This window comes from Nonomuraea sp. KM90, assembly GCF_052246675.1.
Lineage (GTDB): Bacteria > Actinomycetota > Actinomycetes > Streptosporangiales > Streptosporangiaceae > Nonomuraea.
On record NZ_JBQQCB010000016.1, the window covers coordinates 14,963 to 41,934 of the forward strand.

Genomic DNA, 26,972 nt, shown 5'->3' on the forward strand with positions numbered 1-26,972 from the left:
AGCGCCCGCATGCTCGATAACGAGCCCAACGCCGGGGCCACTGGCCCTGACGGGGAGACAATTGAACAGCCCAAGGTGACCAGGCGTCGCCGCTCCGCCAGCCGCCCCGCGGGTCCTCCGCCGGAGCTGCCCGAGGAGCCGGCCTCCGTTCCGGTCACAGTTCCCGCCGCGCAGGCGGCGCCGTCGGTGGCTGAGGTGCAGCCGGTGCAGCGCACCGCCGCTCAGCGGGCGGCGGGCGAGCCTGCGCCTGAGATTCTCGCGGCCGCCTCCCAAGCGGCGACCGCTGCTACGGCGACCGCTGGTACGGCTGCTGCCGGTGCCGAGGCGCCTTCGGGCGTGGGCGCCGAGGGCGGTGCGGTGACCCCCGAGACGGGGGCGGCGCCCGCCGGGGAGAGCCCGGTCGAGGCGGCCGTGGGCGATGCTGTCGCCGAGGCCGTGGCTGAGAAGCCGAAGAGGGCCGCCAGGACGCGGTCCACCGCCACGACGACGCGGCGGCGTACGACGAAGAAGGCCGCCGAGGCCGAGGCTGAGGCGCTCCCGGAGGAGGGGGCGCCCGCAGAGGCCGCGGTCGAGGCCGCCGAGCCGGTGAAGCGGCGCAGGACGCGTAAGAAGGCCGAGCCGGAGGAGGCCGTGACGGCCGCCGCCGAGGTGCGGTCCGTGGAGGACTCCGCTGCCCGTGCCGGTGAGGTTCCGGTCGGTCGCGCCGAGGGTGCCGAAGTCGTGGCGCCTTCCGGCGGTGGCGAGGCCGCCGCGCCGTTCGGCGTCGAGGCGGGTCCCGGTGGCGACGCCGGGACGACGGCTCGCGGGCTGGACGGCGGAGTGACGGCCGAGGCCGGTGCCGGCGCGGAGGCTCCCGCGGGTGCTGAGGCGGCAGCTGCCGCGGGCGCCGAGGCGGAGGCTGCCGCAGGTGCTGGGGTAGAGGGTCCCGCAGGGGCTCGCGCAGGTCGCCGGGCGGCTCGCACGGGTGCCAAGGCGGAAGGTCGCGCAGGCGGCCGGTCTCGCGCTGGGCGCGGCGCCGCTGCCGCCGCCGGTGACGAGGATGCCGCTCGTGAGGCGGCCGAAGGTGTGGCGGCCGGCGACGTGCGCGCGGCCGCGGCGGGACAGGCGGCCGGTGACGTGCCGGCGCAGGCCGGTGACGTGGCCGCTGCCGGTGGCGACGTCGCGGCTGTGGGCGGCGAGGTGGCTGCCGGTGCCGGTGGGCGCGGTGGTGTCGAGGCGGAGGCCGGTGTGGCCGAGGACGCCGACGAGGACATTCTGGAGATCCTGCCGGAGGACGAGCCGCTCGACGACGAGCCCGCCGGCGAGGACCTCGACGAGGAGAACGTGCGGCCCAGCCTGCTCGCCGACCCGTTCGGGTTGTCCGCGCGCAGGCCGGACGAGCCGGGTGCCGCGTTCCAGCGGCCCGCGGCCATCTTCGCGCCGCTGTTCCAGGCGCCAGACCCGAGCCGTGCCAAGCCCGTCGTCACCCGGCGGGCCGAGCCGCCGCAGCCGGTCGCCGGGCCCGAGGAGGCCGAGGAGCCGGTCGACGAGACGGTGATCGAGGAAGAGACCGACGTCGACACCTCCGACGAGCAGGAAGAGGAAGAGGGCGGCGGCCGTCGCCGTCGCCGCCGCAGGGGCGGCAGGGGCCGTGGCAAGGCGCGCGAGCGTGACGAGGCCGAGGACGGCGAGGAGGCCGAGGAAGAGGCCGACGAGGAGCAGGCCGAGGAGGGCCAGGAAGAGGAGGCCACCTCGTCCCGCCGTCGTCGCCGCCGCCGTCGCCGGGGTGGCGACGAGGGTGCCGAGCCGGCCACCGACGACCCGCCGAACACGGTGGTGCGCATCCGCGCGCCGCGTTCGGGCCGTACGGGCTCGCTGGACACCGCCACCGACGGCGTGCAGAGCGTGCGCGGCTCGACCCGGCTCGAGGCCAAGAAGCAGCGCCGCCGCGAGGGCCGCGAGCTCGGGCGCAGGCGCCCGCCGATCATCACCGAGTCGGAGTTCCTGGCCCGCCGCGAGTCCGTGGACCGGATGATGGTGGTGCGCAGGCAGGGCGACCGTACGCAGATGGCGGTGCTGGAGGACGGCGTGCTCGTCGAGCACTACGTCAACCGGGAGGCCAGCCAGTCCTACGTGGGCAACGTCTACCTCGGCAAGGTGCAGAACGTGCTGCCGTCGATGGAGGCCGCGTTCGTGGACATCGGCAAGGGCAGGAACGCCGTCCTGTACGCCGGTGAGGTGAACTTCGACACCGCCGGGCTGGAAGGCCAGCCGAAGCGGATCGAGTCGGCCCTGAAGTCCGGCCAGTCGGTGCTCGTGCAGGTCACGAAGGACCCGATCGGCCACAAGGGCGCCCGGCTCACGTCGCAGATCAGCCTGCCCGGTCGCTACCTGGTGTACGTGCCCGACGGCTCGATGACCGGCATCAGCCGCAAGCTGCCCGACAAGGAGCGCACGCGGCTCAAGAGCATCCTGAAGAAGGTCATGCCGGAGAACGCCGGTGTGATCGTGCGTACGGCGGCCGAGGGCGCCTCCGAGGAGGAGCTGGCCCGCGACGTGGCCCGGCTGTCGGCGCAGTGGGAGAGCATCCAGAAGAAGGCCAAGTCGGCCAGCCCGCCGGAGCTGCTGTCCGCCGAGCCCGACCTGACCATCCGGGTCGTGCGCGACGTGTTCAACGAGGACTTCACCTCGCTGGTCGTGCAGGGCGAGGACGCCTGGGACACGGTCGACGACTACGTCAAGTACGTCGCTCCGCACCTGGCCGAGCGCCTGTCGAGGTGGGACGGCGACCAGGGCGACGTGTTCGAGTCGTACCGGATCGACGAGCAGCTCGGCAAGGCGCTCGAGCGCAAGGTGTGGCTGCCCAGCGGCGGCTCGCTGGTGATCGACCGTACCGAGGCGATGACCGTCGTCGACGTCAACACCGGCAAGTTCACCGGCCAGGGCGGCAACCTGGAGGAGACCGTCACCAGGAACAACCTGGAGGCGGCCGAGGAGATCGTCCGCCAGCTGCGGCTGCGGGACATCGGCGGCATCATCGTCATCGACTTCATCGACATGGTCCTGGAGTCGAACCGCGACCTGGTGCTGCGGCGGCTGCTGGAGTGCCTGGCCCGCGACAGGACCAAGCACCAGGTGGCCGAGGTGACCTCGCTGGGCCTGGTCCAGATGACGCGTAAGCGGGTCGGTCAGGGGCTGCTGGAGGCGTTCTCCACGCCGTGCGACTGCTGCAACGGGCGCGGCCTGATCGTCTCCACGGAGCCGGTCGAGACCAAGCCGGAGCCGCGTGGCACGCAGGGGAAGATGGCCATCGAGAAGACGGTCTCGGACAAGGTTTCCGCGGCCAAGGACTCCGCCGGCCGTGATACCGTGACCGGTGCGCTTGAAGACGTCCCGACCGAGGACGACCAGGCAAACCAGACTTCCGGCAGAGGGCGGCGACGCTCCCGCCGAGCCAAGTCGGCCGAGTAGCCTCGACCGGCTTCCGACGATCCGTCCGGTTCGCCTAGGGGCCCGTTAATCCGGTACCCTGGTGAACCGGTGCGTCAGGTGGCGTGCCCTGTTGGCGCGCTTACTCGGTTCGTCGGTTTGAGACAGGCCGAATGACAGGCGCAGCATTCGGCGGTCGCCTCTGCGTGAGGTGGCTGATGTTCGAAAAACAACAGTGAGTCAGTAGAAGGGTTCCGCGGTGTACGCGATCGTTCGTTGCGGCGGCAGGCAGCAGAAGGTCTCCGTCGGTGACGTCCTCGAGGTGGACAAGGTCGCCGGCGAGGTCGGCTCTTCGGTTTCGCTGCCGACGGTGCTCGTCGTCAACGATGGCGACGTGACCACCGAGGCGGGCAAGTTCATGGTCAGCGCCGAGATTCTCGGCGAGACCAAGGGCCCGAAGATCCGCATTCTCAAGTACAAGAACAAGACCGGTTACAAGAAGCGCCAGGGGCACCGTCAGCGGTACACCCAGGTGAAGATCACCGGTATCGAGCAGGCCTGAACGGGAGTTTGAGAGATGGCACACAAGAAGGGCGCGTCGTCCACCCGGAACGGTCGTGACTCCAACGCCCAGCGTCTGGGCGTCAAGCGCTTCGGTGGTCAGCTGGTCAACGCGGGCGAGATCATCGTCCGTCAGCGTGGCACCCACTTCCACCCCGGCGACAACGTCGGCCGCGGTGGCGATGACACGCTGTTCGCGCTGGCCGCCGGTCACGTGCAGTTCGGTGTCAAGCGCGGCCGTCGGGCCGTGAGCATCGTTCCCGTCGCGGAGTAAGGTCTCCTCCTTCTCCGTCGACCTCGGGTTTGTTGCTTCAGGGGTGGATCGAACCGATCGGGTGTCGATCCACCCCTTGGCGTTTTCCGGGGTGTCTGGAGCGAACGGGGGGCGGGGCCGGTCGGCCTCGCTGTTGGAATGAGATGCCCCTGGTGGGGCGATGGAGGAAATGCCGGGATGCCGGACTTTGTGGACCAGGTGGTCCTGCACATCAGCGCCGGTGACGGGGGAAACGGGTGCGCCTCCATCCACCGGGAGAAGTTCAAGCCGCTCGGCGGCCCCGACGGGGGCAACGGCGGCCGGGGCGGCGACGTCGTCCTGGAGGTCGATCCCAACACGGCGACCCTGCTCGACTACCACCGTCGGCCGCACCGCAAGGCGGACAACGGCAAGCAGGGGCAGGGCTCCAACCGCGACGGCGCCAACGGGGAGGACGTGATCCTGCCCGTGCCCAACGGCACCGTGGTGAAGGACGCCGCGACGGGTGAGGTGCTGGTCGACCTCGTGGGGGCCGGCACGCGGTACGTGATCGCCCAGGGTGGGCACGGCGGGCTCGGCAACGCCGCGCTGGCCTCCACCAAGCGGAAGGCGCCCGGGTTCGCGCTGCTCGGCGAGCCGGGGGACGCGCTCGACGTCATGCTGGAGCTCAAGAGCGTCGCCGACGTGGCGCTGGTCGGGTTCCCGAGCGCGGGGAAGAGCTCGCTGATCGCGGCGCTGAGCGCGGCCAAGCCGAAGATCGCGGACTACCCGTTCACCACCTTGATCCCCAACCTGGGGGTGGTGACGGCCGGAGAGAACGTGTTCACCGTCGCCGACGTGCCCGGGCTGATTCCCGGCGCGTCGCAGGGGAAGGGGCTCGGGCACGAGTTCCTGCGGCACGTCGAGCGGTGCGACATGCTCGTGCACGTCATCGACTGCGCCACCATGGAGCCCGGGCGCGATCCGATCACGGACTACGAGGTGATCGAGGCGGAGCTGCAGGCGTACGGCAAGCTCGAGGACCGGCCGCGGCTGATCGTGCTGAACAAGGCCGACGTGCCCGACGCGCGGGAGCTGGCCGAGCTGGTCAAGCCGGAGTTCGAGGCCCGCGGGCTGAAGGTGTACACGATCTCGGCGGCCACGCACGACGGGCTGCGGGAGCTCACGTACGCGATGGGCGAGTGGGTCGCGGCGGCCCGGGCCAACAAGCCGGTCGAGGAGCCCACGCGGCTGGTCATCAGGCCCAAGCAGCTCGGGGACACCGGGTTCCGGGTGCGGCGGGTCAACGAGAACATGTTCCAGGTCACCGGCGAGAAGCCGGAGCGGTGGATCCGGCAGACGGACTTCACCAACGACGAGGCGGTCGGTTATCTGGCCGACCGGCTGGAGCGGCTGGGGGTCGAGGCGGAGCTGGCCAAGGCCGGTGCCGTGGCCGGGGCCGAGGTGGTCATCGGGCCGATGGAGGGTGGCTACGTCTTCGACTGGCAGCCCACGCTGAACGCCGAGTCGGTGCGGACCGGGCCTCGGGGGACCGACAACCGCCTGGGTTAGTAGCCCCGCCCTGGCCCCTGCCCCGCGCATACGCACGCGCCTCGCCGACAGTCGCCCGTGCCCGTCCATGGGCTGGGCGGCTCGGTGCCGGGTGGGGGAGGCGGCGCGTGGGGATGCCGGGGGCGGCGTGTGGGGGTGCCGGGTGGCGTCGGCTCGGTGGTGGCGTCGGCGAGTGCCGTGGGGCCTGTGTTGTGGGGGTGGGACGGGTCGGTGCAGTCGGTGTAGTCATTTGCCGGAAGCCCGAGCGGATAGGCTGCCAGACGTGCGGGAACAGATCAGCTCAGCGTCGAAGGTCGTTGTCAAGGTCGGCTCCTCCTCGCTCACCACCCCCCAGGGCATGATCGACGTCGATCGCGTCGATGCCCTTGTGGACGTGCTGGCGGCGCGGCGCCGTACCGGGACGCAGGTCGTCCTGGTCTCCTCCGGAGCGATCGCGGCGGGCCTCGGCCCGCTCGGGCTGAGCGCGCGACCGCGCGACCTGGCCACCCAGCAGGCCGCCGCCTCCGTCGGGCAGGGCGTGCTCGTGGCCCGCTACACCTCCTCCTTCGCCCGCTACTCCCTGCGCGTGGGCCAGGTGCTGCTGACCGCCGACGACATGATGCGGCGCGCGCACCACGCCAACGCCCAGCGCACGCTCGCGCGGCTGCTGGAGCTGGGCATCGTGCCCATCGTCAACGAGAACGACACCGTGGCCACCGACGAGATCCGCTTCGGCGACAACGACCGGCTGGCGGCGCTGGTGGCGCATCTGATCCACGCCGACGCGCTGGTGCTGCTGTCCGACGTGGACGCGCTCTACGACGGCCCGCCCAGCCGCACCGGCTCGCGGCGGCTGGCGGAGATCCGGGGTCCGGAGGACCTGGTCGGGGTCGAGCTGGGCAAGAACGGTGCGGCGGTCGGCACCGGCGGCATGGTGACCAAGGTGCAGGCGGCCAGGATCGCGACCGGAGCGGGCGTGCCCGTGGTGCTCACCGCGGCCGCTCACGCCGCCCAGGCGCTCGCCGGGGCCGACGTGGGTACCTACTTCCACCCCGGCGGCCGCCACCCCGGCACGCGCCTGCTGTGGCTCGCGCACGCCACCACTGGACGCGGCCGCCTCCACCTCGACCAGGGGGCCGTGGAGGCCATCGTGGGGCGCCGCAAGTCGCTGCTGCCGGCCGGGGTGACGGGGGTGGAGGGTGAGTTCGCGGCGGGCGATCCGGTGGACCTGTGCGGCCCTCAGGGCCTCGTGGTGGCCCGCGGGCTGGTGAACTTCGACGCCACCGAGATCCCGGGCCTGCTCGGGCGCTCCACGCGGGAGCTGGCGAGCACGCTCGGTCCGGAATATGAACGCGAGCTGATCCACCGCGACGACATCGTCATACTGGAAGCCCACAGCTGACATCCCGATGAGGAGCACGCGATGTCCGAAGAGTTCCTGAAGGTCGCCCGCGCGGCACGAGAGGCCGCCGCCGAGCTGGCCCCGCTGCCGCGGGCGCCCAAGGACCGGGCGTTGCGCGCGATCGCCGACGCCCTGGTCGCCCGCGCGGCGGAGATCGTCGAGGCCAACGCCCCGGACGTCGAGCGGGCCAGGCAGCAGGGCACGTCCGAGGCGATGATCGACCGGCTGCGGCTCGACGAGGCCCGGGTCGCCGCCATCGCCGAGGCCGTGCGCCAGGTGGCCGACCTGCCCGACCCGGTCGGCGAGGTCGTCCGGGGCGGCACGCTGCCCAACGGGCTCGAGCTGCGCCAGCTCAGGGTGCCGCTGGGCGTGATCGGCATCATCTACGAGGGCCGCCCCAATGTCACCGTCGACGCCGCCGCGCTCTGCCTCAAGAGCGGCAACGCGGTGCTGCTGCGGGGCTCGTCGAGCGCCTATTCCTCCAACACCGCCCTGGTGGGCATCATGCAGGACGCGCTGGAGGGCACCGAGGTGCCCGCCGGGGCCGTCCAGCTGGTGCCCGGGCAGACCCGCGACTCGGTCAAGGAGCTCATGCGGGCCCGCGGCCTGGTGGACGTGCTGATCCCGCGCGGCGGCGCGTCGCTGATCAACTCGGTGGTCGAGGAGTCCACGGTGCCGGTGATCGAGACCGGCGTGGGCAACTGCCACGTCTACGTGGACGCCGAGGCCGACGTCGACGTCGCGGTGCAGATCCTGGTGAACGCCAAGGCGCAGCGGCCGTCGGTGTGCAACGCCGCCGAGACGTTCCTCGTGCACGAGAAGGTGGCCGACGCGTTCGTGCCCAAGGCTCTGGAGGCGCTGCGTGAGGCGGGCGTGACCGTGCACGGCGACGAGCGGATCGCCGGCTACGGCACCGGCGTCGTGCCCGTCACCGAGGACGACTTCTACGCCGAATACCTCTCGCTCGACATCGCCGCCGCCGTCGTCGGCTCGCTGGAGGAGGCGGTGGCGCACATCAGGCGCTACGGCTCCGGCCACACCGACGCCATCGTCACCCGTTCCCAGGGGGCCGCGCGCAGGTTCGTCTCGCTCGTCGACTCGGCGGCCGTGGCGGTCAACGCGTCGACCAGGTTCACCGACGGGGGCGAGTTCGGGTTCGGCGCGGAGATCGGCATCTCCACGCAGAAGCTGCACGCACGCGGCCCGATGGGGCTGCCCGAGCTCACCTCGACCAAGTGGATCTATACGGGTGAGGGGCATATGCGCACGTCAGAGGGCACGGTGACGGCTTGTTGACCGGCGTGTCGGCCTGACCGGCGCGGGGTGCCGTGGATTGACTGGGGGACATGGAAATTGTCGTCGCCCTCGTCTTCTCGGCCGCGGTGCTGTTCGGCGCCGACCGGTTGCTGCTCTGGCTGGAGAGCCGCGGACACGTCAACTGGCGCAGGAAGGGACGCAAGCGGCTGTCGGAGGAGCCCACGGCCGGGCTCGACAGCATGCTCTCCGATCACACACGCCGATAAACCTTCGGCGTGCCTCAAGCGGCAACTCGCGTACCGGCGCTAGGGTTGTGTCCCTTATGGGCGCGCCGGGCGGGGAGGGACGGTGAGCAAGCTCGGCAAGGTCGGGCCGTACACCCTGGTCGAGCGGCTCGGCCGGGGCGGGATGGGTGAGGTCTACCTCGCCACCACCCGCCGTGGCGAGCATGTCGCCCTCAAGGTCCTGCATGACCTGGCCGAGGACGAGACCTCGCGAGTCAGGCTGGAGCGCGAGGTCCGCGCGCTGCGCAGGGTCGAGAGCCCGTACGTCGCCAAGGTGCTCGACGCCGACCTGAGCTGTGCCCGCCCCTACCTGGTCATGGAGCACATCGAGGGCGCCACGCTGCTCGACCGCGTCCGCCAGAGCGGCCCCCTGGACGTGTCGCAGCTCGTCGACATGGCCCAGGGCATCGCCGCCGCGCTCGCGATCATCCACGCGGCCGGGGTCGTGCACCGCGACCTCAAGCCGGGCAACATCATCATGGGCACCTCGGGGCCGGTGCTGATCGACTTCGGCATCGCCCAGGTGCTCGACGCGACCCGGCTCACCATGACGGGCACGTTCCTCGGCACGCCGGGCTACACGGCGCCGGAGATCTTCGCCGACGAGCAGGTGGACGCGCCCGCCGACGTGCACGCCTGGGCCGCCACGGTGGCGTTCGCGGCGACGGGGCGGCCGACGTTCGGGCGGGGCACGGCCGAGGCGCAGATGTACGCGGTGCTGAACGGGCAGGCCGATCTCAAGGGCGTGCCGGTGCAGCTGCTGCCGCTGGTGCGCGCGGCGCTCAACAGGGAGCCCGGCAAGCGGCCCACGGCGGCGCTGCTGGCCGATCGGCTGTCCAGGCTGGCCCGGGCCACCAGCGCGGCCGATGCCGAGCCTCCTGCAGCCGACGCGCCGGAGGAGGGCGGCCCGCCCGCCGGCCGGGGCACGGCCGTGCGGAGCCGTCCCTCGGAGGAGGCCGCCGCGGCCCCCCGTGGCGAGGCCAAGGCCCGTAGCCGGCCCAACGTGGTGCCGGCCGAGGGCAAGGTGCCGCCCCCGCGCGGGCGTACCGGGAGCCGGCCCGTGCCCGAGGCGAAGGGCGCGGCGGTGGCGCGCAGCCGGGCCGAGGGGAAGGTGCCGGCGCCGCGGACCCGTACGGGTGCGGACGGGAAGTCCACGGGGGCGCGGGCCAAGGTGACCGCGCCCCGGCAACGGACGGCGGCGGCCGTCAGGAGCAGGGCGGCGACGAAGCCGCAGACCGGGCGGAGGACCGGGCTCCGGGCGGAGTCGGCCACCACCCTGCCCGCGGGCAACGGCGCGCTGCTGCTGCTGGCGGTGCTGGCCGTGCCGTGCGTGGTGGCGTCGGTGATCCAGCCGATCGCCTCGATCGCGATCACGGCCGCGTTCGTGGTGCTGACCAGGACGTTGTGGATGGGCCACTGGATGGTCAGGAACCGCAGCTCACGGCGTACGCGGGTGGCGCTGCGGGTGCTGCTCTTCCCGGTCGCGCTGGCCGGGGCCGCCGTGACCGCCGCCGTGTGGCCGGGCGTGCCCGTCGCGGTGGCGTCGGGGGGAGCGCTCTGGGCCACCGGGGGTGGCCGGATCGACTCCGACTGGTGGCAGCAGGCCGCGCCTGTGACGGTGGCGGGCGTGGTGTTCGGGATGTTGTGCGGTGGGATCACCGGGCGCGAGATCGAGCGGATCGGGCAGCGACTGCCCGACCTGCGCAGGGAAGGGCTGCGCGCACTGGCCGTGCTGGGCGGGTTCGTCGCCCTGTGCGCGGCCGCCGTACGCGCTATCGCACTTCTGCTCTGACCCGTGATGGGTCAGTTCGCGTACGCCTGGGGCCCGCCGTTCCGCCACGGCGGGCCGACGCGGCTGAACAAGCAGGTCGGCCGCGTGGTGGCGGAACGGCTAGCCCTGTCCACCGTCGCGGCGGGAGAAGCGGTTGAAGATGCGCTCGCCCGCGTTGACCGCGCCCTCGGCCACGTCACGCAGGACGCCGATGAAAGGGTCCTGCGACTGCTGCCAGGACGCGCGGTAGGACTCGGCCGCGGCCTTGATCTCGTCGGTCACTCTCGCGTTGGGGTCGTCTTCCCTGCGGGGGTAGTCCCCGCCGATGATCCGCTCGTATTCGCCGCTGCGCTGCCACTTGTCCAGCTCCGCCACACGCACCACCGCGAACGGGTGGGTGGTGCCGAGCAGGTTGAGGACCTTGAGGAAGCCGTCGCGAAGGTCGCCCGCGGTGTCGTATTCCTGGTACTGCTCCAGGAACGCCTCGATGTTCATCTCGTGGGTGTAGTCGCCGCCGGCCAGCTTCATCAGCGCCCGCTTGGCCGCCTCGGGGTCCTGCCCGACGAGCAGGCCGCCGCGGTCGGAGGACAGCTCGGACTTGCGGTACCACTCCTCCAGGCCGGCGACGATCGCGCGCAGGCCGATGTAGCCGAGCGGGATCCAGGCGACGCGGGTGGCGAGGCGGGTGAGGATGTCGAGCATCGTCCGGTAGACCGCGTGTCCCGACAGGATGTGCGCGGTCTCGTGGCCGATGACGAAGCGCTGCTCCTCCTCGTTCATGAGGTTGAGCAGGCCGGTGGTCACGACGATGAACGGGTCGTCGAAGCCGATGGCCTTGGCCTGGACCTGCGGGTCCTGCTGGATGTAGATCTCGGGGATCCGGTGCAGGTCGAGGGTGTAGGCGGCGTCGCGGCCCATGTCGTAGACGGAGCGGAACTGGGTCTCGCTCACGCGCACGGCCGACGCCAGGTACATCAGGCGCAGCCGGCGCTCGCTGATGAGGCCGGACATCTGCTTCAGAACGGTGTCGAACCCACTCAACTTGCGCAGAGCGACCAGGGCGGACCGGTCTGCGGGGTGTTCGTAGGCTCGGGACGAGATGCCGGGCAGTTGGACGCGGTTGCGGTCCGGGGTGGTCGTCATGCCCGGCATGCTACGTCCGCAACGGAAGTGATGCGCGGCCATCACGAAGGGGGGTCCCATCATGTTGTGGTAGAGCGCCCGCGTAAGGTCCGTTTCATGATGAACGCGCCTGGTGTGCAAGGGATGCGGCGAGTGGGGGTGATGGGTGGGACGTTCGATCCCATCCACCACGGGCACCTTGTCGCGGCCAGCGAGGTGGCTCACCACTTCCAGCTGGACGAGGTCGTCTTCGTGCCGACCGGACGGCCGTACCAGAAGTCGGAGCGCGAGGTGTCGGCGCCCGAGGACCGCTATCTGATGACCGTCATCGCGACCGCGTCGAATCCCCGGTTCTCCGTCAGCCGGGTGGACGTCGATCGTCCGGGGCCGACGTTCACGATCGATACTTTGCGCGATATTGCGGAAATTTACGGTCCGCAGGTTGAGCTGTACTTCATCACCGGCGCCGACGCGCTCGGCGCCATACTCGACTGGCAGGAAGCCGACGAGCTGTTCGAGCTGGCGCATTTCGTCGGTTGTACGCGTCCCGGGCACACGCTGCACGACCCTGGCCTGCCGGAAGGCCGGGTGACGCTGCTGGAGATCCCCGCGCTGGCCATTTCCTCGTCCGAGTGCCGTCAGCGGGTGGCCAAGGGGGAGCCGATTTGGTATCTGGTGCCCGACGGAATCGTCCAGTACATCAACAAGCGGCGCTTGTATCACGCGGCCGGCTGAAGCGGTCGCGCAGGAGAAGTCGCGGCGTAGGTGAGGGGTTTCGGGCTGGAAGGGTACCCTCAACATAAGGGCATGCTGCCGACACAGGAGGACAGACCCGCATCGTGACCGCATCTGACAGATCCGTCCAGCTCGTGCGCATCGCCGCGGAGGCCGCGGCCGACAAGCTGGCCGATGACATCCTCGCCTACGACGTGAGCGAACAGCTCGTCATCACCGACGCCTTCCTGCTCTGCTCCGCCACCAACGACCGCCAGGTACGCGCCATCGTCGACGAGATCGAGGAGCGGCTGCGCACCGAGGCCGACGCCAAGCCCGTGCGCCGCGAGGGAGAGCGCGAGGGCCGCTGGGTGCTGCTCGACTACATCGACATCGTCGTGCACGTCCAGCACGAGGAAGACCGTACTTTCTACGCGCTGGAGCGCCTGTGGAAGGACTGCCCGGCCATCTCGCTGCCGGAGAGCGTGATGCAGGCCAACCTGCAGCGGGCGCGCGCGTGAGCGAGCGGAGCGGACGAACCATCAGCCACATCAGCGAGATTCACGCCGATCCCGGGCGGCCCGGCGAGGGATCCGCATGAGCAGGCGCATCGTGTGCCTGCGTCACGGGCAGACCTTGTGGAACGTCGAGCAGCGCTTCCAGGGGCATTCCGACATCCCCCTCGACGAGACCGGCGTCGCGCAGGCGGCGCGGGCCGCGTCGCTGCTCGCCTCGTTGCGGCCCACCCTGATCGTCTCCTCCGACCTGCAGCGGGCCAATGACACCGCGCTGGCGCTGGGACGGATCGCCGGGCTCGACGTGGCGGTCGACAAGGACTTCCGCGAACGCGGCGGCGGGCAGTGGGAAGGGCTCACGCGCGAGGAGATCGCCGCGCGCTGGCCCGAGGAATACGCCGCCTGGGAGGCTCCCGACGGCGAACCCGTCACCGACGTGGCCGTGCGGGTGGCGGCCGCCATGCGCCGGTGGGCGTCCCGGATCGACGACGACGGCCTGCTGGTCGTGGCCTCGCACGGCGCGGCGCTGCGGCTCGGGATCTGCGAGCTGCTCGGGCTGCCCGAGCAGTTGTGGCCGGCGCTGGGCGGGCTGGGCAACTGCTCCTGGTCCGTGCTGCAGGAAGGGCGCAAGGGGTGGCGGTTGCTGGAGCACAACGCCGGCACCTTGCCCGAGCCGGTGCACAGCGACGACAAGCCCGAGGCCGAGGCATAAGCAGGTCGTACGGCTCGGGGGCCGTACGGCTGACCTACGGCGTTTCATACAGCACCCTCATAGAGCGCCTTCATACAGTGCCCTCATACAGGGAGCGATTTCGGACGAATCAGTCGGCGACAGACACCGGGGCGGCCTGGGACGGCAGGCCGCTGTCATCGGGGAAGGTTCGTCGATGGAGATTCGGTCACTTCGGTATGCGGTCACGCTCGCGGAGGAGTTGCACTTCGGCCGCGCCGCGCAGCGGCATTTCATCGCGGCGCAGCCGTTCGGGCGGCACATCCAGCGGCTGGAGCGGGAGGTCGGGCGGCGGCTGTTCGAGCGTACGAGCCGGAGGGTCGTGCTGACCCCCGCGGGGGAGCGACTGATCGCGGAGGCCCGCCGCGTGCTGGCGGCGGTGGACGCGCTGGCCGAGGTCGCCCGTTCGGACCCGCTGCGGGATCCTGGGCCGGCGGGCCCGCTGCGCGATCGTGGGGCGGCGGACCCGCTGCGGGATCTTGCGCCGGGGGACCCGCTGCGGGACGCCGAGCGGGGGCCTGACGTTGCGGCAGGGCGCGTGGTTGCGGGGGGATCGTAACCTTTCCTGCTGATGATCCCCGTGCGGGGCCCGTGGTGAAGTCGTGCGCATGGGACATCAGCGCATCACCAACACGAGGCTCGAGGCGGCGGCTCTCCATGAGATCGTTCCCGGGGTGCACGCGTGGGTGCAGCCCGACGGCACGTGGTGGGTCAACAACGCGGGCGCGGTGACCGGGGACGACGGCACGATCGTCATCGACACCTGCGCCACCGAGGAGCGTACGCGGAGATTCCTGCGCGCCCTCGCCGCGGCCACCGGCGACGACCCCATCAGGGCGGCGGTGAACACGCACCAGCACGGCGACCACACCTACGGCAACAGCCTGCTGCCCGCGCAGGCCGTGATCGTCGGTCACGAGAGCGTGCGGGACGCGGTGCTGACGGACTTCGTCATCGACGGATGCCCGCCGTTCTGGTCGCCGGTGCCCGACTGGGGCGCGGTGACGCGGCGGCCGCCGTCGCTCGTGTTCCGCTCGGAGCTGACGCTGTACAGCGGCGGGCGGCGGATCGACGTGCTCCATCCAGGACATCCCGCGCACACCGGCGGCGACGTGGTCGTCTGGCTGCCGGAGGAGCGCGTGCTGTTCACCGGCGACCTGCTCTTCCACGGGCTCACGCCCCTGGTGCTGATGGGGTCGCTCGACGGGGCGCTGCGGTCGCTGGACTGGCTGGCGGGCTTCGGCGCCGACCACGTCGTCCCCGGGCACGGCCCGCTGGCGGACGGGGACGCGCTGCCGGGCATCCTGGCCGACCACGAGCGCTACTACCGGTTCGTGGCGGACACCGCGCGGGACGGGCACGAGCGGGGGCTGAGCCCCCTGGACGCGGCCCGGCGCGCCGACCTGCGGGATTTCGAGGGGTGGGCCGACGCGGAACGGATCGTGCTCAACCTCCACCGGGCGTATGCCGACGCGGCGGGCGGCGAGGTGGACCTCCTGACCGCGTTCGGCGACGCCGTGGAGTGGAACCGCGGCCCCTTTCCCACGGCCGTCTGAGGAGGCTTCGATGAGGTTCGTCACGTATGCGGGGCGCGAGGGCGACCGCGCCGGGCTGCTGGTCTCCGAGGAGGTGTACGCCCTGCCGCCGGGGGTGCGGCTGGTCGACCTGCTCGGCGACCTGCCCGCCGCCGGTACGGCCGCGCTGCGCGATCCCGCGGAGGTGGTGCCGCTCGAATCCGTACGGTTGCGGGCGCCCGTCCCCGAGCCGCCGACCGTGCGCGACTTCATGACGTTCGAGCAGCACGTCGAGGGCGTGGCCAAGCTGATGGGGGCGACCGTGCCCGAGCAGTGGTACGCGGCGCCGGCCTTCTACTTCACCAACCCCTACGCCGTGATCGGGCCGCACGACGACGTGCCGCTGCCGCCGGGGTGCGGCGTGTTCGACTTCGAGCTGGAGGTGGCCGCGGTGATCGGGCGCGGCGGGCGGAACCTGGGCGTCGAGGAGGCCGCCGGGCACATCGCCGGGTACGTGCTCATGAACGACTGGTCGGCGCGGGATCTCCAGCTCGCCGAGATGGAGGTGCTGCTGGGGCCGGTGAAGGGCAAGGACACCGCCACGACGCTCGGGCCCGTGCTGGTCACGCCGGACGAGCTGGAGCCGTACCGGTCAGGCAACGCGTACGACCTGTCGATGACCGCGGCCGTCAACGGGCTCACCGTGGGCGGGGACCGGTGGAGCAACATGTCGTTCTCATATGCGCAGATGATCGCGTACGCGTCCCGGGGGACCGAGGTGCGGCCCGGGGACGTGCTCGGGTCGGGCACATGCGGCGGTGGGTGCCTGGCCGAGCTGTGGGGGCGGCTGGGGTTGGAGGCGCACGCGCCGCTGGCGCCCGGCGACACGGTGACGATCAGCGTCGACCTGCTGGGCGTGCAGCGGTGCCGGATCGTGGAGGGCGCCGAGCCGGTCGGGGACTCCCTGGAGGCGCGTCGTAGTCCTTGAGGGTGATGGCGGCGGCGGCCCGGTCGGTCATGCGTTTGATGAGGCTCTTGCCCGGCATGTACGGCAGCAGGCGCATCATCTGGTTGCGGCGCCAGATCTGCGACTTCTTCTGCGGAACCAGGTATTTGTCGGCTCCCTGCGCTTGGCGGTGACAGACCTCGACATATGGCCTTATGTGGTTCTCGTACTGGGTGAAGGCGGTCTCGTGGTCGCCGGCCTCGGCCAGCTCGCCGGCCAGGACGTACGCGGCGATCAGCGCCAGGCCGGTGCCCATACCGCCCGGGCCCGGGGCGTAGCCCGCGTCGCCCAGGAGGGCCAGCCTGCCGGAGGAGTAGCGGGGCAGGACGACCTGGGCGGCGGGGGCGAAGTAGAAGTCGTCGGCCCGGCGCATCTGGTCGAGCAGGTGCGGGATCTCCCAGTCCAGGCCGGCGAAGGCGCTCTCGACCAGGATCCGCTGCGCGTGGCGGTCGCGGTGATCGTAGGTGAGCGGGGGCGCGGCGAAGTCGAGCGCGGCCCTGGTGCGGCCGCCGGTGCTCATGATGGTGGCGCATCTGCCCGGGGCGCTGTACATCAGGCCCTCGTGGTCGAGGTCGTAGGTGCCGGGGACGGAGAAGATCGCGCCGTACATGCCCAGGTGGCGGAGCTGCGCCTCGCCGAAGGCCAGCTCCCGCACCTGGGAGCGGAGGCCGTCCGCGCCCACGACCAGGTCGAATGTCCTGGGCGCCGCTCGTTCGAACGTGACGTGCACGCCCGCCGGGGTCTCGGTCAGCGAGGTGATGGAGTCGTCGTAGACGTACTCGGCGTCCGTGGCGTCGTGGAGGATGCGGCTCAGGGTGCCGCGCAGGATCTCCACCTCACCGCTGAACGCCTCCGACGGGAGGCTCGACAGGCGCCTGCCGCGGGCATCGACGATCTTGATGTCGCCCATGCGGGTCTGGGCCCGGCGTACCGCGTCGAGGATGCCCATGCGGGCGAGCACGTCGAGTTGCGGGGCGCCGCGGAAGTCGACGGCCTGGCCGCCCGGGCGGATCGCGGGGGCGCGTTCGACGATGGTGGGGTGGTTGCCGTGGCGTTCGAGCCAGTGGGCGAGGGCGGGGCCCGCTATGCCGCCGCCGGAGATCAGGATGGTGAGGTCGCGCATTTCTGGTGCCCTCTCGTTTACGGTGTACGCGCACTCTAGGATGGGGTGGTTTACCAGGCAATATTGCTACCTGGTGCACTAGTGCGGTGGCATGCGGTCTCGCGGGCGGGCGGGGCCGGTGCACTAGAGCGCCTTCGGGAAGGGGCGGTTGGGTGGATCGAGCGGACGCGCCGTACCTCCGGATCGTCGAGGAGCTCAGGCGCCGCGTCGCGGCGGGGGAGCTGGCGGCGGGCGACCGGCTGCCCTCCACGCGGCAGATCGTCAGGGAGTTCGGGGTGGCGATGGCCACGGCCAGCAAAGTACTGAGCCGGTTGCAGGAGGAGGGGGTGGCGCGGGCCGTACCGGGGGTGGGCACCGTGGTGGCCGGGCGCGAGGCGCCCGCGCAGGACCTGACCAGGCAGCGCATCGTGCGGGCGGCCATCGGAATCGCCGACGGGGAGGGGCTGGCCGCCGTCTCCATGCGCCGCATCGCCACCGAGCTGGGCGCCTCGGCCATGTCCCTGTACCGGTACGTGGCGGGCAAGGACGAGCTCGTGCACCTGATGGCCGACACCGTGTACGGGGATGACCCGCCGTCCGACCGGATCCCCCGCGGCTGGCGGGAGCAGCTCGAACTGGCCATGCGGCAGCAGTGGCGCATCCACCGGCGCCATCCGTGGCTGGCGCAGGCCATCTCGCTGACCCGGCCGGAGTTCGTCCGCAACGGCATGGCGCACACGGAGCGGCTGCTGCGGGCGGTGGACGGGCTCGGCCTGGACGCGAACACGATGCTGCACGCCGCGCTGTCCCTCGTGAACCTGGTCCGCGGCACGGCCGTGAGCCTGGAGGCCGAGGAACAGGCGCGGACGGAGACCGGAGTCACGGACGACGAGTGGATGCAGGCGCGGGAGGCGGAACTGCGCGAGCTGTTCACCTCCGGTGCCTTTCCCACCCTCGCCAAGGTGGTGGCGGGGCCCGGGCTGGACATGGACCTGGACTCGATCTTCGAGTTCGCACTGCGCCGGCACCTCGACGGGCTGGCCGTGCTGGTGGCGGCGGCCAGGGTTCGGGAAAGGCGGCGCGATTAGGCGAATGAGGGCGGATGGCTATATGCTCTCGGAGCGCCGCAACGGGTGGACCCGAAGCGGTGACCAGGGGCTATGGCGCAGTTGGTAGCGCGCCTCCATGGCATGGAGGAGGTCTGGGGTTCGAATCCCCATAGCTCCACCCCTTGTGGTTGTCGGCAGGCTTGGGCCTGCTCCCCCTTCCTTTCCGTGGACGTTGATGGGGCGAAGGGCTGGACGTCGCTCCGGCAGCGCGTGATCTTCGGCGCCGGGGCCCCAGCGGTCGGATCGGGTGGCTGTACACCGCGTTGTCGACGCACGCGGACGTCCCAAGTGCTGCGGGTGCGCGGTCGAGTCATCAGGCGGGCTGGGTGACTGCTCGTTCCGGCCGGGTTTCGTCGTGCGGGGGGTTGTCTGCTCCGGGCCGGTCGTTTCGTGGAGGTTCCGGCTGGTGGGTGGCTGGTCTGTGGGGCGGCTGCCCTGTGAGGCGGCTGGCCTATGCGGTGTTGGCTGTCCCGTGGAGTTGCTGGTCTCGGGGTGCGCTGCTCGGGCCGGTTGCGGCAACCGGGAGCTGATGCCCAAGGGAAGACGGTTCCCCCCCCGACCTCCGACCCCCGATCCCCGACCTTCGATCCCCGGTCCTCCGGATGCCCGGTTGTCGCGTGCCGGCCCGGCGGTGGGTGGTCCGCCGGGTCCGGCTTTCGAGTGGCCTTTCAGGTCCGGTGGTCTGTTCGGGCCGAGGGGTGGTCGGTTGGCGCGGGTGGGCGGGTGCTTATCGGGTCTACGAGAAGACGGCTGACTTGAGGAGGAGGCGGCTGGAGGCGCGGCCGCCGGGGCGCAGGGAGTAGTAGTCGCCGGTGCAGTCGATGCCCGTGAAGACCGTGACCGTGGAGTCCGTGGCGTTCGATGGGGTGTGGGCGCTGTCTTCCGTGTCGCGGACCTCCGGGAGGTTGATGCAGACTCCGCTCCTCGGGTGGGTCAACTCGCCCGTGCCCAGGCCGCCGTATTCGGTGGGGAAGCGGTAGCTGAAGGTGCCGGTGGCGGCCTGGGCGGGGGCGCAGGGAGACAGTGCCAGTGCCAGGCAGGAGGCGGCCACGGTGATGGTGCGAGCGAGCATGGGCGGTGTACGTCCCTTCGGTTGTGGTTGACACTTCGATCGCCTCCAATCTTATGGCTACTCTGTGTAGTTGATCGGTGACAGATTTGTGGTCGGTCAGCGCCCCTTTTCGTAGATGACCAGGCCTTGGGAGAGGTGGAGGGGGACCATGACGAGCTCGACCACCAGGGCCTTCCAGGCGTAGTAGAGGTTGACGGCCTTGTTCAGGTAGACGAAGGGCAGATTGAACAGGACCTGGCCGATGGGGAGGCGGCGGCGTCTGGCCGCGTAGAGGAGGGCGGGGACGGTCAGGAGGAGCTCGCCGCCCGCCCACCACGCCATCGTGCGGGCCACCGGCTCGTGCAGGGCGAGCGTCAGCACCAGCGGGGTCGCCCACCACAGCGGGGCCAGGAGGATCTCCAGGAGGGCCACGATGATCCAGGTGGCCAGCATGGGCTTGCGGGTGACCAGGCGGGGGAGGTGGAGCCGGACATTCTGCATGAAGCCCGCCATCCAGCGCCACACCTGCTTGCGGAGGTAGGTGAGGCTCTCCGGGTCGGCGGCCCAGGCCATGGCGTCGGCGACGTAGACCGCCCGGTGGCCGGCGAGCTGCTGGCTCCAGGTGAAGTCCATGTCCTCGACGATGGTGCGCTCCGGGAAGCCGCCGAACTCGGTCAGGGTCGTACGTCTGAACACCGAGCAGCAGCCCGAGCAGACCATGGGGCTGTTCGCCAGTTGCTGGATCGGGCGGTGCCAGTGGAAGCCGAAGAGGTATTCGGTGGATCTGCCGCGCTCCCATGGTGTGCGGGCGAACCTCGTCTGCACGTTTCCGGCCGCCACGTTCACTTCAGGGTCGGAGAAGGCGGGCTTGATGCGCTCGATGTAGTCGGGGGCCAGGACCGTGTCGGCGTCCACGGCCAGGACCAGGTCCGTGTCGCAGTGGGGGAGGGCGTGATTCTGGGCCTTGGCCTTGCTGCCCAGGTTGCGGGGTGGGCGCAGGACGGTGACGCCGTAGGAGGCCGCCACCTCGCCGGTGCGGTCGGTCGAGGCGTCGTCCACCACGATGACCTTCTCCGGTGGGACCGACTGGGCCTGGATGGAACGGAGGGTGGCGGGGAGGCCGAGCTCCTCGTTGTGGGCGGGGATGATGACCGTGACAGTCAGGGTGGTAGGGGTCGGGCTCACCTGTGTCGCCTCCGCTTCAGTTTGAGCGCGACCAGGGTGATCAGCCCTACGGTGGCGTAGACGATCAGGCTGAAACCGAGTGTGGGCGGGCCTCCGGGCATCCTCTGGCTCCCTTGGTGATGCTGATGGTGGTGGTGGGTGGCGCGGGTATGAGGATGCTCCGCGTGGGGTGGGTACCGGAGGCCCGAATCGGGTTCTGTGGAGGGGGAGCCGGGTGTCTGGGTTGTCCTGTGGACGGAGGGTTGATGGTGGGGCCCGAGGGTGTGCGGCCCCTGCCCCTAGCCCCTGCCGGTGTTGTCTCGGGGCGTAGGCGCGGCGGTGATTCGCAACGAACCGTAGCTGATGGTCCCCCTTTCGGTCATGACGGGAGAGCGCCCAGAATCATCCGAAAGGGCTTGTTCCCAACGGGTGTTCAAATCGAGAAAGGCCGGGCTGCGGTGCGGCCCGGCCTTCGATGGAGACGGTGTGTCAGTGCTGGATCACCTGGCGGTGTGCCGTCCGGCTGGCGGGCACCGCGGTCGGCTGAGGACCACCGTGAACTCGGAGGGCTCGTGCGATGCAGTCTCATTCAGGGTCGCGTCGCCGAGTGTGGGCGGACTTCCCAGGCCGGCCGTTGGAGCTGATCGTTGTACACGATGATGTCGGCGTGGTCGGTTGGGCGGGCTGTGGCGAAGTAGAGCTGTTGGGAGGGGATATAGCGGTGGCGCCAGGACCGTTCGATTTCGGCGGTGTCGGCGGCGGCTCCGGCCAGCGCCGTACCTCGGTCCCGGGCGCGATCTACCGTCTGCTCGAAGGGGACGGACACGAAGATGCGCAGGTCCCACCGGGCGATGAGTTCTGGGCGCAGGAGGAAGACGCCGTCGAAGAGCAGGACGGCGTCTATGGGCGCGGTCGTGGCCGGCGGGGACGATGGGGTGTCGGTGTCCCTGTCGTAGACCGCGTGTTGGAACCTTCGGTCTCCGCCCGGGCCCAGCGGATCGAGCAGGACCCGGCACAGCGCGGCGTGGTCGTGGGCGTCGAAGTAGCAGCCTTCGGCCGAGTACTGGCCGCGTCGGTAGCGCTGCGCACGGGGGAAGAGGAAGTCGTCGATGGTCGCGCGGATGACGTCGCGGTTCTGCGCGCGCAGGACGACGGCGAGCTCGTCGGCCAGCGTGGTCTTGCCGGCGGCGGGCGGCCCGTCGACGGCGACCCGCAGCGGGTGCGCGGTCGTGACGGACCTGATCGCCTCGGCCAGCCGACCGATGAGCTCGCCGCGGGTGCCTTGATCCATTTCTGCCTCTCTCACGGTGTCTCTGTACGCACTGACTCCTTGCCGCCCACACGGACGCCTGCCAGATCCAGGACCGAGCCGTCGAACACTCGCAATCGCCGCCACACACAGCCGCGACGACGCCGACCTGGCAGCCTGAGCCCGATAGCTCAGCAGGGCTCCGACAGAAAGTCGGTGACCGCGGCGGCGAACTGCTCTGGAGCATCGTGATGCACGACGTGACCGGCCGCCAGCTCGACCAGGCGGGCCCGCCGACCGCGGGCGACCATGGTCCGGGCGTGACCGGCCGACAACTCGTCGCTCCGTGTTCCGTGGACCAGCAGGGTGGGGCAGGACACCGCTGTCCAGTCGTCCCAGTGATCGCCGTTGAGCGCCTTCTGAGACGTCACGGTGTCATCGATGCCGAAGGAGAACCCCCAGCCCGACCTCTTCTGCCGGAACGAGCACTCCAGATAAGGCGCCGTCGCGCCCAGAGCCGCGACCAGATCCTCTCGAGACGGCGCGGGAAGGGGAAGGCGCGTGGTGAACGACCAGTCGCAGTCGACGACCGCGCCGATGTCCTCCACGAGCAACCTGCTGACCTTGTCGGGGTGCCGGGCGGCGAACTGGTAGGCGTTCACCCCGCCCAGTGAGTGACCCAGCACCGGCACCGGACCGACTCCAAGATGCCGGTGGAAGGCGACGACATCGGCTATGTAGTCGTCCCGCTCGTAACTGGTGGCACGGTCGGATTCTCCGTGACCGCGCTGATCGAGCGCGATCACCCGCCACCGCGGCGCCAGCGCTTCTGCAAGCGACGCGAACGCTGACGCCTCGTTGTAGTGCCCGTGCAGGGCCAGAAGCGGCCTTCCCGGACCACCGAAGTCCAGATACGACAGCTTCCGCCCACCCACCATGAAGAACTCACGCATGAGGCGAATCGTAGGAGGCAGCGCCGACAACCCACGGCTGAACAACAACGGTCCATGGACAGCCCGTCCGCCTCAGAGAAGGGCCCAACTGCTGAGGGTGATCTTCCGCACAGTCATCGGGCGGGTGCGGCGGCGTCCGTCAGCTCCCGCCACCACTGTTCCCGATGGGTGGAGCGCAGCAGGCGGTTGTGCAGGCGGTGCAGGACCTTGGCGTTGTGCGTGTTCACCACCAGCTCCTCGGCCCCAGCCAGGTGGCGCAGCGGGCGGCCGTGGCAGGTGGAGCAGCCGCACGTGCCCTCCCCGAGCCGCTCGACCGGCACGAACTCCAGCGACTCCGGCACGAACGCGCTGCGCGCCCCGCCCCGCCGCCAGCCGCCGCGCATCTCGTGCGGCTCCGGATACAGGTGCCGCAGCACCTCGCGCACCCCGACCGCGGCCCAGCCCGCCCCGTACGCGAGTGCCGCCAGCGCCTCGACCCCGGCCGAGAGCAGGGGCAGCGGCACCGGCCGGTACGGCGGCCCGTCCTCGACCACCAGCGCCACCGGCGCCCCGTAGTCGTTGACCGTGCGCAGCAGCGTCCGCCGGTCCTCGATGACCCACCGCGCGTGCACGGGCAGCACCGCGATCGTGTTCTCCCACTGGATGGCCTGTTCGAGGATGGTGTGCAGGGCTTCGTGGTCCCCTTCACCGACATATCCGGAATCGGTGAGCGGGGCCGTCGCTCCCGCCTCCACCTGGTCCGCGATCCAGTCGGGCGAGAGCCGTGCCGTGCCCCGCACCCGGGCCGACCCGGCGTAACGGCGGCGGTCGGCCAGCAGGGGGCCGTCGTAGCCGTGCCGGCGCACCATGCGGACCGCGTCGTGCGCGGCCTGGCCGGTGAAGACCAGGCCGGAGCCGGGGTGCCCGGCCAGCGCCGCCGCGTCGTAGACGTCCCTGGCGCTGACCTGGACCAGCAGGCGCTCGTGGAGGTCCATGGCGCGCGCTCTCTGGGGCAGGGGTGTCCTCTACCCGAACTATCCCCACAAACACGGCAGGGAACGCCGCCGGCTCAGGAGGTGCGGTGGCGCGGTGGCGCGGAGCCGGCTCGTACGTCGGCTCAGGAGGCGCGGTGGCGCGGGGCCAACCCGTACGTCGGCTCAGGAGGTGCGGTAGCGCCGGGCCAGCTCGGACGTCGTCGCGGCCAGCCGATGGCGCAGCTCGCCCGGGGAGAGCACCTCGGCGTCCGTGCCCAGCCTGAGGAACTCGCCCACCGCGTGCTCGATCGACTCGATCGGCACCGTGACCCGCGTCCACCCGTCGTCGTCCGGCGGCTGGGCGCTCTCCCTGGCCGCCGCCACCACCCCGGGGGTCATGAGGTCGGCCAGGCGCTGCAGCCCGCGCGGCGACAGCCGCACCACGGCCTCGCCCCACCGCAGCCTGGCCTCGAACTCGGCCAGGTAGCCCTGCCAGTAGGCCGCCAGGTCGAAACCCTCCGGCCGGGTGAACCCCTCGGGCAGCGGGTGCAGGTCGAGGATCTGCGAGACGCGGTAGGTGCGTACGTCATCCGACCGCGCCACCAGATACCACCGCCCGGCCTTGACCACCAGCCCGTACGGCTCCAGCCGCCGCTCCACCTCCTGCGGCGCCTTCCACCGCCGGTATCTGACCTGGATGCGCCGCTCGTTCCAGACCGCGTCGGCCACGGCGGGCAGGTAGGTCGCCGGCTCCCGGTCGCGGTACCAGGTGGGCGCGTCGAGGTGGAAGCGCTCCTGGATGCGCCCGGCACGGTCGCGCAGCTCGACCGGCAGCGCGGCCATGAGCTTGAGCTGCGCGGCCGTCACCACCGCGCCCAGCCCCAGCTCGGCGGCCGGCCCCGGCAGGCCCGCCAGGAACAGGGACTCGGCCTCGTCCGTGGTGAGCCCGGTGAGGCGGGTGCGGTAGCCGTCGAGGAGCTGGTAGCCACCCTTGGGACCGGCGTCGCCGTAGAGCGGGATGCCGGCGGAGTGGAGGGACTCGACGTCGCGGTAGATGGTGCGTACGGACACCTCCAGCCGCCCGGCCAGCTCCTGCGCGGTCATCCGGCCACGCGTCTGCAGCAGCAGGAGGATGGAGACCAGGCGAGAGGCGCGCATATCACTGACACTACCTGTCAGTGACCCGGGCGTACGTTGTCCCACATGAACGACTTCGACTTTCTCGCCGGCCACTGGAACGTCACCAACCGCCGGCTCGTGAAGCCCCTGTCCGGCAGCGACGAATGGGACGAGTTCCCCGGTTACTCGGTCGCCACCCGGCACTTCGGCGGCGCGGCCAGCTTCGACGAGATCGAGTGCCCGACGAAGGGCTTCAGCGGTCTGACCGTCCGCGTGTACAACCCGCAGACCCGGCAGTGGTCCATCTACTGGGCCAGCAGCGCCAGCGGCGTGCTCGACACCTCGCCCATGGTGGGCGCGTTCGAGGGTGACCGGGGCGAGTTCTATGGCCAGGAGACTTACGAGGGCAGGCCGGTGCGCTGCCGGTTCGTCTGGACGGTCATCGGCGACGGCGCCGCCCGCTGGGAGCAGGCGTTCTCGGAGGACGACGGGCGCACGTGGGAGACGAACTGGACGATGGACTTCACGCGAGCCTGACGGTCCCCGCCGGGGCCGCCCGCGGGCCGGTCTCGGCGTTGCCGCGTACCCAGAGGACCGCGGCCACGGCCACGGCCGCGATCAGCAGCACGAGCCCGCTGGCCACGATCACCCACCACCAGGCCGACCGCGGCGGCTTGGCCTCGTAGAGGGGCACGTCGGGCAGCATGTCCGGCGTGTAGGGGAGCCGCTGCGTGTACGGCGCCTCCGGCGGTCCCTGGTCGGGTGGCTGCGGGGGCGGCGGGGTGGGGTGGGGGTAGCGGTGCCTGATCGTCTGGTTGGGATCGGGTTCCCGCCGGTCCGGCTGCTCTGGAGTCATGATTCCCTCAGGCACGCTGCGGAGTGTCTGTTAAGCCAACATTGTCACACTTCCGCCTGCTGCCCCGTCCAGGTGGCATGAGATCTGTACTCGTGACAGGCGGCAGCGGGCGGCTCGGCCGCGCGGTGCTGGAAGCGCTGGTCGAGGCGGGGTACGAGGTCCGGTCGGCCAGCCGCGGGGCGCGGGCCACGGCCGGGGGCGTGCGCTGGGTGGTGGCGGACCTGACCACCGGCCGGGGTGTGGCGGAGGCCGTGTCCGGGGTGGACGCGATCGTGCACCTGGCCTCGGCCCCGTACAAGGGCCGCTACACGCTCCGGGTCGAGCTCGGCGGGACGTCGGTGCTGCTCGCGGCGGCCCGCGAGGCCGGGGTGCGGCACCTGATCTACCTCTCGATCGTGGGCGTGGACCGGGTGCCGTGGGGATATTTCCGGACCAAGGTGCGGGCCGAGCGTCTCGTCCGGGACGGGAGCGTGCCCTGGACGATCGTGCGGGCCACGCAGTTCCACGAGTTCGTCGAGCAGGCGTTCCGGGGGATGGCCAGGCTCGGCCTCGTGGTCGCCGATCCCGGAATCCCGATGCAGCCGGTGGACGTGCGGGACCTCGCCGGGCACCTGGTGTCGCTGCTGGAGCGGGGGCCGGGGGGCGAGATCGAGGAGTACGGCGGTCCCGAGGCGCTGACGATGGCCGAGGCGGCGCGGAGCTGGCTGCGGGCGCGCGGGCTGCGCAGGCCGGTCCTGAACGTACGCATTCCCGGCGGGCTGGGCCGGGCGTTCCGGGCCGGGCATCTCACCACGAAGGCACGGCCCGCGGGGGAGATCACCTGGGGGCGGTATCTGGGCGGCGGTCAGCGCTGACCTTCGCCGAAGGGCGGCTGCGGCGGCGTCTGCCAGCCGGGAGGCTGCTGGTACGGCGGTTGCTGCTGCTCCTGTGACCAGGACCCCTGCTGCTCCTGCGGCCAGGATCCCTGCTGCTGCCAGGGCGCCTGCGGTTGTCCCGGGTAGGGCTGCTGGGGCTGCGGCCGCGGGGTCCGGCGGGCGATCACGGCGAAGATCAGCAGCCCGGTGCCGGCCACCTGGAAGACGAAGGAGACCAGGCTGAGTATCGCGAGGATCGGGCCGTAGCCGTCGGGGCCGGCCGTCTCCACCAGTTCGGGCACCCAGAAGATGTAGAGGGCGCTGATCCCCAGTCCCAGCAGCAGCACGACGCAGCCCACGATGCCCAGCACGGAGCCGCGGCCGTGCTCCTGCCTGCGGGCCGCCATCAGGGCGGCGCCTCCCAGCAGCACGACGGCCATCACGACCAAGGTCAGCATATTGATGATGTTGGAAATATTGGACAACAAGGAAACT

27 protein-coding genes and 1 tRNA gene are annotated in these 26,972 nt (G+C 71.2%); 18 read left to right on the forward strand and 10 right to left on the reverse strand.

What is annotated here, in order from left to right; genetic code table 11:
• Positions 1-186: 186 nt before the first annotated feature.
• The 8 genes from ACTWPW_RS19330 to ACTWPW_RS19365 all read left to right on the forward strand — a co-directional run bounded on the left by ACTWPW_RS19330 (position 187) and on the right by ACTWPW_RS19365 (position 10,487).
• Positions 187-3,450 carry an Rne/Rng family ribonuclease gene (locus tag ACTWPW_RS19330; RefSeq protein ID WP_443169480.1) on the forward strand — a complete coding sequence of 1,088 codons (3,264 nt, stop codon included), beginning with the start codon at positions 187-189 and terminating at the stop codon, positions 3,448-3,450.
• 217 nt (positions 3,451-3,667) lie between these two features.
• Positions 3,668-3,970, forward strand: a complete 303-nt coding sequence (gene rplU / locus ACTWPW_RS19335; RefSeq protein ID WP_357867130.1) for a 50S ribosomal protein L21 — start codon at positions 3,668-3,670, stop codon at positions 3,968-3,970.
• Positions 3,971-3,985: 15 nt separating this feature from the next.
• Complete coding sequence (gene rpmA / locus ACTWPW_RS19340; RefSeq protein ID WP_012893687.1) at positions 3,986-4,243, forward strand: 50S ribosomal protein L27; 258 nt, start codon at positions 3,986-3,988, stop codon at positions 4,241-4,243.
• Positions 4,244-4,420: 177 nt separating this feature from the next.
• Positions 4,421-5,773 carry a GTPase ObgE gene (gene obgE, locus ACTWPW_RS19345; protein ID WP_364113377.1) on the forward strand — a complete coding sequence of 451 codons (1,353 nt, stop codon included), beginning with the start codon at positions 4,421-4,423 and terminating at the stop codon, positions 5,771-5,773.
• A 262-nt stretch (positions 5,774-6,035) separates the two neighbouring features.
• Positions 6,036-7,154 carry a glutamate 5-kinase gene (gene proB, locus ACTWPW_RS19350; protein ID WP_375115141.1) on the forward strand — a complete coding sequence of 373 codons (1,119 nt, stop codon included), beginning with the start codon at positions 6,036-6,038 and terminating at the stop codon, positions 7,152-7,154.
• A gap of 21 nt (positions 7,155-7,175) precedes the next feature.
• A complete protein-coding gene (locus tag ACTWPW_RS19355; RefSeq protein ID WP_375115142.1) occupies positions 7,176-8,450 on the forward strand; it encodes a glutamate-5-semialdehyde dehydrogenase in 1,275 nt (424 codons plus the stop codon).
• Positions 8,451-8,500: 50 nt separating this feature from the next.
• Positions 8,501-8,677: a hypothetical protein gene (locus ACTWPW_RS19360; RefSeq protein WP_364113373.1), complete on the forward strand. Its 177-nt coding sequence runs from the start codon at positions 8,501-8,503 to the stop codon at positions 8,675-8,677.
• An 82-nt stretch (positions 8,678-8,759) separates the two neighbouring features.
• The gene (locus ACTWPW_RS19365) at positions 8,760-10,487 is read left to right on the forward strand and encodes a protein kinase domain-containing protein (protein WP_443169481.1); all 1,728 of its coding nucleotides are present in this window, start codon (positions 8,760-8,762) and stop codon (positions 10,485-10,487) included.
• A gap of 99 nt (positions 10,488-10,586) precedes the next feature.
• On the opposite strand, the gene ACTWPW_RS19370 is transcribed toward ACTWPW_RS19365, so the two are convergent.
• On the reverse strand, positions 10,587-11,618 hold the full coding sequence (locus tag ACTWPW_RS19370) for a M48 family metallopeptidase (RefSeq protein WP_375115144.1): 1,032 nt from the start codon (positions 11,616-11,618) through the stop codon (positions 10,587-10,589).
• Between the two features lie 87 nt (positions 11,619-11,705).
• Between ACTWPW_RS19370 and nadD the strand changes: the two genes are divergently transcribed.
• The 6 genes from nadD (at position 11,706) to ACTWPW_RS19400 (ending at position 16,049) form a co-directional block, all read left to right on the forward strand.
• Positions 11,706-12,323 (forward strand): nicotinate-nucleotide adenylyltransferase, encoded by a 618-nt coding sequence (gene nadD / locus ACTWPW_RS19375; protein ID WP_364113365.1) that lies wholly within the window; start codon positions 11,706-11,708, stop codon positions 12,321-12,323.
• Positions 12,324-12,427: 104 nt separating this feature from the next.
• Complete coding sequence (rsfS, locus tag ACTWPW_RS19380) at positions 12,428-12,823, forward strand: ribosome silencing factor (protein WP_080046168.1); 396 nt, start codon at positions 12,428-12,430, stop codon at positions 12,821-12,823.
• A gap of 76 nt (positions 12,824-12,899) precedes the next feature.
• A complete protein-coding gene (locus ACTWPW_RS19385; RefSeq protein ID WP_364113363.1) occupies positions 12,900-13,529 on the forward strand; it encodes a histidine phosphatase family protein in 630 nt (209 codons plus the stop codon).
• A 175-nt stretch (positions 13,530-13,704) separates the two neighbouring features.
• Positions 13,705-14,106: a LysR family transcriptional regulator gene (locus ACTWPW_RS19390; protein ID WP_375115145.1), complete on the forward strand. Its 402-nt coding sequence runs from the start codon at positions 13,705-13,707 to the stop codon at positions 14,104-14,106.
• Between the two features lie 49 nt (positions 14,107-14,155).
• Positions 14,156-15,103, forward strand: coding sequence for an MBL fold metallo-hydrolase (locus tag ACTWPW_RS19395; RefSeq protein WP_375115146.1), 948 nt, complete (start codon positions 14,156-14,158; stop codon positions 15,101-15,103).
• A gap of 10 nt (positions 15,104-15,113) precedes the next feature.
• Positions 15,114-16,049 carry a fumarylacetoacetate hydrolase family protein gene (locus ACTWPW_RS19400; protein WP_375115147.1) on the forward strand — a complete coding sequence of 312 codons (936 nt, stop codon included), beginning with the start codon at positions 15,114-15,116 and terminating at the stop codon, positions 16,047-16,049.
• Here the strand turns inward: ACTWPW_RS19400 and ACTWPW_RS19405 are convergent.
• Positions 15,958-17,190, reverse strand: coding sequence for an FAD-dependent monooxygenase (locus tag ACTWPW_RS19405; protein WP_443169482.1), 1,233 nt, complete (start codon positions 17,188-17,190; stop codon positions 15,958-15,960). The two genes, ACTWPW_RS19400 and ACTWPW_RS19405, sit on opposite strands and share 92 nt — an antisense overlap.
• 152 nt (positions 17,191-17,342) lie before the next feature.
• Between ACTWPW_RS19405 and ACTWPW_RS19410 the strand changes: the two genes are divergently transcribed.
• Positions 17,343-18,257, forward strand: coding sequence for a TetR/AcrR family transcriptional regulator C-terminal domain-containing protein (locus ACTWPW_RS19410; protein WP_443169483.1), 915 nt, complete (start codon positions 17,343-17,345; stop codon positions 18,255-18,257).
• 66 nt (positions 18,258-18,323) lie between these two features.
• Positions 18,324-18,396: transfer RNA gene (locus tag ACTWPW_RS19415), tRNA-Ala, on the forward strand.
• Positions 18,397-19,014: 618 nt separating this feature from the next.
• On the opposite strand, the gene ACTWPW_RS19420 is transcribed toward ACTWPW_RS19415, so the two are convergent.
• The 6 genes from ACTWPW_RS19420 to ACTWPW_RS19445 all read right to left on the reverse strand — a co-directional run bounded on the left by ACTWPW_RS19420 (position 19,015) and on the right by ACTWPW_RS19445 (position 24,806).
• Entirely contained in the window at positions 19,015-19,350 is a 336-nt protein-coding gene (locus tag ACTWPW_RS19420; protein ID WP_375115150.1) for a hypothetical protein, read from the reverse strand.
• Between the two features lie 96 nt (positions 19,351-19,446).
• Positions 19,447-20,514, reverse strand: a complete 1,068-nt coding sequence (locus tag ACTWPW_RS19425; RefSeq protein ID WP_375115151.1) for a glycosyltransferase — start codon at positions 20,512-20,514, stop codon at positions 19,447-19,449.
• Between the two features lie 568 nt (positions 20,515-21,082).
• A complete protein-coding gene (locus ACTWPW_RS19430; RefSeq protein ID WP_443169484.1) occupies positions 21,083-21,784 on the reverse strand; it encodes a cytidylate kinase family protein in 702 nt (233 codons plus the stop codon).
• 149 nt (positions 21,785-21,933) lie between these two features.
• Positions 21,934-22,695, reverse strand: coding sequence for an alpha/beta fold hydrolase (locus tag ACTWPW_RS19435; protein WP_443169485.1), 762 nt, complete (start codon positions 22,693-22,695; stop codon positions 21,934-21,936).
• 113 nt (positions 22,696-22,808) lie between these two features.
• Entirely contained in the window at positions 22,809-23,669 is an 861-nt protein-coding gene (locus ACTWPW_RS19440) for a hypothetical protein (protein WP_443169486.1), read from the reverse strand.
• Positions 23,670-23,831: 162 nt separating this feature from the next.
• Complete coding sequence (locus tag ACTWPW_RS19445) at positions 23,832-24,806, reverse strand: helix-turn-helix transcriptional regulator (protein WP_443169487.1); 975 nt, start codon at positions 24,804-24,806, stop codon at positions 23,832-23,834.
• 45 nt (positions 24,807-24,851) lie between these two features.
• Between ACTWPW_RS19445 and ACTWPW_RS19450 the strand changes: the two genes are divergently transcribed.
• A complete protein-coding gene (locus tag ACTWPW_RS19450) occupies positions 24,852-25,304 on the forward strand; it encodes a hypothetical protein (RefSeq protein ID WP_375115156.1) in 453 nt (150 codons plus the stop codon).
• On the opposite strand, the gene ACTWPW_RS19455 is transcribed toward ACTWPW_RS19450, so the two are convergent.
• Positions 25,291-25,638, reverse strand: a complete 348-nt coding sequence (locus ACTWPW_RS19455) for a hypothetical protein (RefSeq protein ID WP_443169488.1) — start codon at positions 25,636-25,638, stop codon at positions 25,291-25,293. The two genes, ACTWPW_RS19450 and ACTWPW_RS19455, sit on opposite strands and share 14 nt — an antisense overlap.
• Before the next feature lie 62 nt (positions 25,639-25,700).
• Here ACTWPW_RS19455 and ACTWPW_RS19460 point away from each other — a divergent pair, with 62 nt between their 5' ends.
• Positions 25,701-26,477 carry an SDR family oxidoreductase gene (locus ACTWPW_RS19460; protein WP_443169489.1) on the forward strand — a complete coding sequence of 259 codons (777 nt, stop codon included), beginning with the start codon at positions 25,701-25,703 and terminating at the stop codon, positions 26,475-26,477.
• On the opposite strand, the gene ACTWPW_RS19465 is transcribed toward ACTWPW_RS19460, so the two are convergent.
• A complete protein-coding gene (locus ACTWPW_RS19465) occupies positions 26,468-26,935 on the reverse strand; it encodes a hypothetical protein (protein WP_443169490.1) in 468 nt (155 codons plus the stop codon). The genes ACTWPW_RS19460 and ACTWPW_RS19465 overlap by 10 nt on opposite strands.
• Between the last annotated feature and the right edge of the window lie 37 nt (positions 26,936-26,972).

Excerpts from the sequence above, each read along its gene's own strand:
- obgE (WP_364113377.1), top strand. The coding sequence starts at position 4,421 with ATGCCGGACTTTGTGGACCAGGTGGTCCTGCACATCAGCGCCGGTGAC.
- ACTWPW_RS19390 (WP_375115145.1), top strand. The coding sequence starts at position 13,705 with ATGGAGATTCGGTCACTTCGGTATGCGGTCACGCTCGCGGAGGAGTTG.
- ACTWPW_RS19370 (WP_375115144.1), bottom strand. The coding sequence starts at position 11,618 with ATGCCGGGCATGACGACCACCCCGGACCGCAACCGCGTCCAACTGCCC.
- ACTWPW_RS19400 (WP_375115147.1), top strand. The coding sequence starts at position 15,114 with ATGAGGTTCGTCACGTATGCGGGGCGCGAGGGCGACCGCGCCGGGCTG.
- nadD (WP_364113365.1), top strand. The coding sequence starts at position 11,706 with ATGATGAACGCGCCTGGTGTGCAAGGGATGCGGCGAGTGGGGGTGATG.
- ACTWPW_RS19465 (WP_443169490.1), bottom strand. The coding sequence starts at position 26,935 with ATGCTGACCTTGGTCGTGATGGCCGTCGTGCTGCTGGGAGGCGCCGCC.
- rpmA (WP_012893687.1), top strand. The coding sequence starts at position 3,986 with ATGGCACACAAGAAGGGCGCGTCGTCCACCCGGAACGGTCGTGACTCC.
- ACTWPW_RS19360 (WP_364113373.1), top strand. The coding sequence starts at position 8,501 with ATGGAAATTGTCGTCGCCCTCGTCTTCTCGGCCGCGGTGCTGTTCGGC.
- ACTWPW_RS19430 (WP_443169484.1), bottom strand. The coding sequence starts at position 21,784 with ATGGATCAAGGCACCCGCGGCGAGCTCATCGGTCGGCTGGCCGAGGCG.
- ACTWPW_RS19420 (WP_375115150.1), bottom strand. The coding sequence starts at position 19,350 with ATGCTCGCTCGCACCATCACCGTGGCCGCCTCCTGCCTGGCACTGGCA.
- ACTWPW_RS19385 (WP_364113363.1), top strand. The coding sequence starts at position 12,900 with ATGAGCAGGCGCATCGTGTGCCTGCGTCACGGGCAGACCTTGTGGAAC.
- ACTWPW_RS19460 (WP_443169489.1), top strand. The coding sequence starts at position 25,701 with ATGAGATCTGTACTCGTGACAGGCGGCAGCGGGCGGCTCGGCCGCGCG.
- ACTWPW_RS19395 (WP_375115146.1), top strand. The coding sequence starts at position 14,156 with ATGGGACATCAGCGCATCACCAACACGAGGCTCGAGGCGGCGGCTCTC.
- ACTWPW_RS19440 (WP_443169486.1), bottom strand. The coding sequence starts at position 23,669 with ATGGACCTCCACGAGCGCCTGCTGGTCCAGGTCAGCGCCAGGGACGTC.
- ACTWPW_RS19450 (WP_375115156.1), top strand. The coding sequence starts at position 24,852 with ATGAACGACTTCGACTTTCTCGCCGGCCACTGGAACGTCACCAACCGC.
- ACTWPW_RS19355 (WP_375115142.1), top strand. The coding sequence starts at position 7,176 with ATGTCCGAAGAGTTCCTGAAGGTCGCCCGCGCGGCACGAGAGGCCGCC.
- ACTWPW_RS19445 (WP_443169487.1), bottom strand. The coding sequence starts at position 24,806 with ATGCGCGCCTCTCGCCTGGTCTCCATCCTCCTGCTGCTGCAGACGCGT.
- ACTWPW_RS19405 (WP_443169482.1), bottom strand. The coding sequence starts at position 17,190 with ATGCGCGACCTCACCATCCTGATCTCCGGCGGCGGCATAGCGGGCCCC.
- ACTWPW_RS19435 (WP_443169485.1), bottom strand. The coding sequence starts at position 22,695 with ATGCGTGAGTTCTTCATGGTGGGTGGGCGGAAGCTGTCGTATCTGGAC.